This window comes from Bradyrhizobium macuxiense, assembly GCF_001542415.1.
In the GTDB taxonomy this organism is placed as follows: domain Bacteria; phylum Pseudomonadota; class Alphaproteobacteria; order Rhizobiales; family Xanthobacteraceae; genus Bradyrhizobium; species Bradyrhizobium macuxiense.
In genome coordinates this window covers 121,487-128,208 of record NZ_LNCU01000073.1, presented here as the reverse complement: position 1 = coordinate 128,208, position 6,722 = coordinate 121,487, and the positions used below count along the sequence as shown (strand labels likewise).

Here is a 6,722-nt window from a genome sequence, read left to right as displayed (position 1 = left end):
GCGCCGCTCTATCCTGGTACGGCCAAATCGCTGCCGTCTGCGGAGCGTGAGCGGCTGATCGGGCAGGGCATGCCTTACGCGCTGCGGCTCGACATGACGGCAGCGCTGGCGCGCGCGGATGGTCTGCGCTGGCGCGAATCGGGTGAGGGTCCGGCCGGTGAAACCGGGGACGTCGCCGCGCGGCCGGAAGCCTGGGGCGATGTCATCCTGGCGCGCAAGGAGACCCCGACCAGCTACCATCTCTCCGTCGTGATCGACGATGCGTTGCAAGGCGTCACCGACGTGGTGCGGGGACTGGACCTGTTCTGGTCGACCAGCGTCCATCGGCTGTTGCAGGAACTGCTTGGCCTCACCCCACCGGCGTACCGGCATCACCGGCTGATTCGCGACGCGGCCGGGCAGAAACTCTCTAAATCGACCAGCGCGACCGGGCTGCGCGAGTTGCGCGCGGCGGGCGCGAGCCCCTCCGACATCCGCCGCCTCGTCAATCTGCCATAGCGCGCAATGGCTGCGCAGGCGCGGCAGATTTGTCCGAGCGAAAGCCCGTTAACACACTTTCGGATTATGCCGCCGAGGCAATGGCGAGCACCCAACCCCCGCCGTGACTCTGGCACTCCCGGCGTGCCATGCTGTGGCCGGGGCGGGGATCACGGAGACCATGGCGGCAACATCGCGCGCACCGCGCAGCAAGCGGCGATCCAAGGGGACGCCGGCCAGGACGCGTGCGTCCATAACGCGGGCTTCCAGGACGCGTGCGTCCAAATCAGCGGTGAAGGCGGCAGCCAAGCCGGCAGTGAAGCCGCGCCGTAAGCGGGCCGCGCCGAAGGCGTCCCCGAAGACCGGCCGCGGGATGGTCGAAACCGCGCTTGCCGCCTTCGCCCATGAGGTACGGACGCCGCTGACCGGGATCCTGGCGATCAGCAACCTGCTCGCGACCTCCGATCTCGGCGAGCGCGAGCGGCGCTGGGTCGATACCATCAAGACCGGCGCCGAGCATTTGGCGAGCCTTGCGACCCTCTTCGTCGATGCCGCCCGAAGCGAAGGGCCGGGGCTCGAGGTCCGGCAGGATTTCTTCGATCTGCGGACGCTGGCGCGGCACGCCGGCGATTCGCTGGCCGGCCGGGCCGCGGCCAAGGGGCTGCAGGCCACAGTCGAGGTCTCGGACAGGCTGCCGGCCTTCGCGGTCGGCGATCCCGTCCGCCTGCGGGCTGCGCTGGAGAACCTGATCGACAATGCCGTCAAGTTCACCGAGCAGGGCGGCATCGCGCTGCGCGTCACCCCGGTCCGTGCGCCGAAGGGCAAGATCGGCGTCGCCTTCGCGATCTCGGACAGCGGTATCGGCCTCACGCTGCAGGAGGTGCGGCGCCTGTTCCAGCCGTTCTCACAGGCCAATGTCTCGATCGCCTCGCGGTTCGGCGGCGCCGGGCTCGGCCTGTCCTCGGTCAAGCAGCTCGCGCGGGCGATGGGCGGCGACATCGTCGCGGCACAGCGGGACGGCGGCGGCACCACCTTCACGCTGAGCGTGGTGCTCGCACCGGCCAGGGGACCCGTCAGCATCATGTCCGACGACGCTGGCGCGCGTGCGTCGCAGGGACTGCGGCTGCTCAGCGTGGAGGACAATCCATTCGGCCGCGTGGTGCTCAACACCATCCTGACCGAACTCGGTCACCATGCCGAATTCATCGGTCAGGGCGAAGCCGCTGCCGATCGGGTCGGGCAAGGTGCGTTCGATGCGGTGCTGATGGATATGGTGCTGCCTGGCATCGGCGGGGTTGAGGCGATCAGGCGTATCCGCGCGCTGCCGCCGCCGCACGGCCGCGTCGCGATCATCGGGATCTCCGGCCGCAGCGAGGACGAGGCGGCCGCGCGTGCCGCCGGCGCCGACGCCTTCCTGGTCAAGCCTGTGTCTCCGCGGGCGCTAGCGACTGCGCTGCTTGAAGCGATACGCCGCGTGGCAGCCGCGACTTGATGATCGCGGCGTTCAGCTCGCCGCCGAACACGAAGATTGCAGCGATGAAATACAGGAACACCAGCGCGATGATCACCGAGGCGAGCCCCGCATACATCGTGACGTAATTGTTGGCGAAGCGCGCCAGATACATGCCGAAGCCGACGCCCGAGATCAGCGACGCCACCACGGTGAAGATGATGCCGGGCAGGATCTGCAGGAAGCTGCGTCGTCCCGCCGGCAGCCAGGCGTGCAGGATGAAGAGCGCGATCACCAGCGCCAGGATCGTGATGCCGTAGCGGGCGGTGTTGAGCAGGCTCTCGTTGGACTCGACGAAAAACGGAATATAGCGCCGCCCCGCCTCGATGATCAGCGGCCCGAGCACGATCAGGAATGCCATCGCCAACGAGGTGACTGCCGCGACCAGCGTGTAGCCGATCGACTCCAGCCGCAGCCAGTACCAGCGCCGCGGCTCGGCCACGGCATAGGCGCGGTTCAGCGCCACACGCAACGCCTCGACGCCGTTGGAGGCGAAGTAGACCGCGAGCACCGCACCGATCGTCAGGATGTCGCCCCGCGTCTGTGTCAGCACATCATGGATCTGCCCGGACAACGCTTCCGCAACCCGCTCCGGCCAGACCTGCAGCAGCAGCCCGACGGCCTGGTCGGCAAGCTCCTTGGAGCCGAAGAAGCCGGCCAGCGACGTCAGCACGATCAGGAACGGAAACAGCGCCATCAGCGTCGACAGCGCGATGTGGCTTGCGATCGCCCAGCCGTCGTCGGCGAGGAACGTGTAAAAGGCATTGATCACGACATGCGTGACGTAACGAAGCTGTTTCACATTCCACCCGGCATTGTCGAAAACGGCTCGGTCCGAGAACAAAGCCAGCTTCCGATATTACGCCGTGAAAAGCCAGTTGGTTGCATGACGGGGGTCTGTGGAAGTCCGCGTCATGCGGTGTTATGTACCGAAGATGGCATCCTTTCTCAGCTCGTTCATCCTTCCCATCGCCGTCGCCGCCGTGGCGCTGGTGCTGCTGCTCGGCCTCGTCAACATGATGAAGGGCGGCTCGCCCAACACGTCGCAGAAACTGATGCGCCTGCGCGTGCTGCTGCAGTTCGTCGCGATCGTCATCGCCATGCTTGCGGTCTGGGCGATGGGACGCTAGCGCACGCTTCTTCCTGGAGACCAGCACTATGGTCGTTCTCAATCGGATCTACACGCGCACCGGCGATGACGGCACCACCGCGCTCGGTTCCGGCGAGCGCCGCCCGAAATACGATCTGCGCGTCGCCGCCTACGGCACGGTCGATGAGACCAATGCCGCGATCGGCGTGGTGCGGCTGCATCTCGCCGACAGTCCAGAGCTCGATGCGATGCTCGGACGGATCCAGAACGATCTGTTCGATCTCGGTGCCGATCTCGCGGTGCCCGAGCGCGAGGGCAAGGCCGAGCGCTTGCGGATGCTGGCGAGCCAGGTCGAACGGCTTGAGCGTGACATCGACAGCCTGAACGATCAGCTCGCGCCGCTGACCTCGTTCGTGCTGCCCGGCGGGACGCAGGCATCTGCATATCTGCATCTCGCCCGCACGATATGTCGCCGTGCGGAACGCATGATGGTGGAACTCGCCGCCCGGCCCGATGAGCCGGTCAATGCCGCTGGCATCCAGTATATGAACCGCCTATCGGATTTCCTGTTCGTTGCCAGCCGCTTCCAGAACAATAAGGGGGCGGGAGACGTGTTGTGGGTGCCGGGCCAGAACCGTTAAAATGGCTCAAAACCCGGCGGGCGGATTTTTGGTTTTGGCGCGTTGACCGGGGGTATCGGGACCTTTAGGTTCCGCGCCAGCCAACCGAAACCCACAAAATCAAGCGAAAGAGGATCGATGAAGGTTCTTGTGCCGGTAAAGCGGGTCGTCGACTACAACGTCAAGGTCCGCGTCAAGAGCGACGGATCGGGCGTCGAGCTCGCGAACGTCAAGATGTCGATGAACCCGTTCGACGAGATCGCCGTCGAGGAAGCACTGCGGCTGAAGGAAGCCGGCAAGGCGACCGAGGTGGTGGTGGTGTCGATCGGACCGGCGCAGGCCTCCGAGACCATCCGCACCGGGCTTGCGATGGGCGCCGATCGCGGCATCCTGGTCAAGGCCGAAGGCAATGTCGAACCGCTCGCGGTCGCCAAGATCCTGAAGGCGGTGGTCGAGGCGGAGCAGCCTGGCCTCGTCATTCTCGGCAAGCAGGCGATCGATGACGACAGCAATCAGACCGGCCAGATGCTGGCCGCGCTGCTCGGCTGGTCGCAGGCGACCTTCGCCTCCAAGCTCGAGGTCGAGGGATCCGACTTCAAGGTCACGCGCGAAGTCGACGGCGGTCTGCAGACCGTCAAGCTCAAGGGCCCGGCGATCGTCACCACCGACCTGCGCCTCAACGAGCCGCGCTATGCGTCGCTGCCCAACATCATGAAGGCGAAGAAGAAGCCGATCGACGACAAGAGCGCGTCGGATTACGGCGTCGATCTGACGCCGCGTCTGGAAGTGCTGAAGACCGCGGAACCGGCAGGCCGCAAGGCGGGCGTCAAGGTCAAGGACGTCGCCGAACTCGTGAACAAGCTCAAGACCGAAGCCGGGGTTCTCTGATGACGACACTGTTGATTGCTGAACACGACCACGAGACCCTGAAGGACTCCACCAACAAGGCGCTGACCGCGGCAAGCCAGCTCGGCGGCGACGTGCACATGCTGGTCGCCGGCGGCGCCCAGGGCACCAAGGCGGCTGCTGAAGCGGCAGCCAAGCTTGCTGGCGTCACGAAGGTGCTGGTTGCCGAAGGTCCGGCCTATGAGCACGACCTCGCCGAGCCCCTGGCTGCGCTGATCGTGGCGCTGGCGCCGTCCTACGATGCCTTCGTCGCGCCGGCGACCTCGCGCTTCAAGAACGTGATGCCGCGCGTTGCGGCCCTGCTCGACGTCATGCAGGTCTCGGAGATCATCAAGGTCGTCGCGCCCGACACCTTTGAACGGCCGATCTATGCCGGCAACGCGATTCAGACCGTCAAGTCAAAGGACGCCAAGAAGGTCATCACGGTCCGCACCTCGACCTTCGCCGCAGCCGGCGAGGGCGGCAGCGCGGCAATTGAGAACGCCGCCACAGCGGCCGATCCGGGCCTGTCCACGTTCATCGGTGAGGAAGTCGCCAAGAGCGATCGTCCGGAGCTGACGTCGGCGAAGATCATCGTGTCCGGCGGCCGTGCGATGCAGAGCCGCGAGAACTTCGCCAAGTACATCGAACCGCTCGCCGACAAGCTCGGCGCCGGTGTCGGCGCTTCTCGCGCTGCGGTCGATGCCGGCTATGCGCCGAACGACTGGCAGGTCGGCCAGACCGGCAAGGTGGTGGCTCCGGAACTGTATGTCGCCGTCGGCATCTCCGGCGCGATCCAGCATCTGGCCGGCATGAAGGACTCCAAGGTGATCGTCGCCATCAACAAGGATGAAGACGCGCCGATTTTCCAGGTCGCCGATTACGGCCTGGTCGCCGACCTCTACCAGGCGGTTCCTGAGCTGACCGAAGCGCTCGGCAAGCTCGGAAAGTAAGCGACAAGACACCGGCCGGATGGGTAAGCTCCGGCCGGTGTTATTATTTTCAGAGCATGTTCCCGAAAAGTGGGAACGGGTGTCTCGAAAGGACCATGCTCTGGCAAGAGAAGAGGTTATCATGCGATCACTTATCGCATCATGGCCTCAGGGGCCGTTTTTCCGGCGAATAGGGCACCCGGAAGGCTTCGCTTCGGATATCGTTGGGATTGGGCAGGCGTGATGTGCGCGCCGTTCCGGTGGATGACAAGATGACGGTGGCAATCAAGAAAGTCGGCGTGATCGGTTCGGGCCAGATGGGCAACGGCATTGCGCATGTGGCCGCGCTGGCCGGCTTCGACGTGGTGCTCAATGACGTGTCCGCCGATCGGCTGAAATCGGCACTCGCAACCATCAACGGCCACCTGACGCGTCAGGTCGCCAAGAAGGCCATCAGCGACGCCGAGCGCAAGCAGGCACTCGACCGCATCACTCCCGCCGAGTCGCTCGATGCGCTGTCGGATTGCGATCTCGTGATCGAGACGGCGGTCGAGAAGGAAGAGACCAAGCGCAAGATCTTCCACGAGGTCTGCACGACGTTGAAGCCCGAGGCGATCATCGCCTCCAACTCTTCGTCGATCTCGATCACGCGACTTGCGGCGTCGACCGATCGCCCCGAACGCTTCATCGGGATTCATTTCATGAATCCGGTGCCGGTGATGGAGCTCGTCGAGCTGATCCGCGGCATCGCGACCGACGATGTCACCTTCGACACCGCCAAGGCCTTCGTCGCCAAGCTCGGCAAGCAGGTCGCGGTGTCAGAGGATTTCCCCGCCTTCATCGTCAACCGCATCCTGTTGCCGATGATCAACGAGGCGATCTACACCCTCTACGAGGGCGTCGGTAACGTCGAGGCGATCGATGCCGCGATGAAGCTCGGCGCGCATCATCCGATGGGCCCGCTCGAGCTTGCCGACTTCATCGGCCTCGACACCTGCCTGTCGATCATGCAGGTGCTGCACGAGGGGCTGGCCGATTCCAAGTACCGGCCGTGCCCGCTGCTGGTGAAATATGTCGAGGCCGGCTGGCTCGGGCGCAAAACCCAGCGCGGCTTCTACGACTATCGCGGCGACAAGCCGGTCCCGACGCGGTAAGTGCGAGCACGCGCATCGGGCGGGTGGTATCGCCCCTGCGCCGCGCCTGCGATC

The 6,722-nt window shown here is 65.2% G+C and carries 8 protein-coding genes; 7 read left to right on the top strand and 1 reads right to left on the bottom strand.

The window, feature by feature from the left end; translation table 11 throughout:
- The coding region (locus tag AS156_RS44725) for a glutamate--tRNA ligase family protein (protein ID WP_245312999.1) at positions 1 to 498 on the top strand (498 nt) is incomplete at its 5' end.
- Positions 499 to 658: 160 nt separating this feature from the next.
- Positions 659 to 1,969 carry an ATP-binding protein gene (locus AS156_RS21935; protein WP_066508589.1) on the top strand — a complete coding sequence of 437 codons (1,311 nt, stop codon included), beginning with the start codon at positions 659 to 661 and terminating at the stop codon, positions 1,967 to 1,969.
- Here the strand turns inward: AS156_RS21935 and AS156_RS21930 are convergent.
- Positions 1,896 to 2,789: a YihY/virulence factor BrkB family protein gene (locus AS156_RS21930; RefSeq protein WP_066508627.1), complete on the bottom strand. Its 894-nt coding sequence runs from the start codon at positions 2,787 to 2,789 to the stop codon at positions 1,896 to 1,898. The genes AS156_RS21935 and AS156_RS21930 overlap by 74 nt on opposite strands.
- 133 nt (positions 2,790 to 2,922) lie before the next feature.
- On the opposite strand from AS156_RS21930, the gene AS156_RS21925 reads away from it, so the two are divergent.
- The 5 genes from AS156_RS21925 to AS156_RS21905 all read left to right on the top strand — a co-directional run bounded on the left by AS156_RS21925 (position 2,923) and on the right by AS156_RS21905 (position 6,668).
- Positions 2,923 to 3,117 (top strand): twin transmembrane helix small protein, encoded by a 195-nt coding sequence (locus AS156_RS21925; protein ID WP_066508588.1) that lies wholly within the window; start codon positions 2,923 to 2,925, stop codon positions 3,115 to 3,117.
- A gap of 28 nt (positions 3,118 to 3,145) precedes the next feature.
- On the top strand, positions 3,146 to 3,718 hold the full coding sequence (locus AS156_RS21920; RefSeq protein WP_066508586.1) for a cob(I)yrinic acid a,c-diamide adenosyltransferase: 573 nt from the start codon (positions 3,146 to 3,148) through the stop codon (positions 3,716 to 3,718).
- Between the two features lie 117 nt (positions 3,719 to 3,835).
- Positions 3,836 to 4,585 carry an electron transfer flavoprotein subunit beta/FixA family protein gene (locus AS156_RS21915; RefSeq protein WP_066508585.1) on the top strand — a complete coding sequence of 250 codons (750 nt, stop codon included), beginning with the start codon at positions 3,836 to 3,838 and terminating at the stop codon, positions 4,583 to 4,585.
- A complete protein-coding gene (locus tag AS156_RS21910; RefSeq protein WP_066508581.1) occupies positions 4,585 to 5,535 on the top strand; it encodes an electron transfer flavoprotein subunit alpha/FixB family protein in 951 nt (316 codons plus the stop codon). Before AS156_RS21915 ends, AS156_RS21910 begins: the two co-directional genes overlap by 1 nt.
- 251 nt (positions 5,536 to 5,786) lie before the next feature.
- Positions 5,787 to 6,668 (top strand): 3-hydroxybutyryl-CoA dehydrogenase, encoded by an 882-nt coding sequence (locus tag AS156_RS21905; protein WP_066508624.1) that lies wholly within the window; start codon positions 5,787 to 5,789, stop codon positions 6,666 to 6,668.
- Positions 6,669 to 6,722 lie beyond the last annotated feature (54 nt).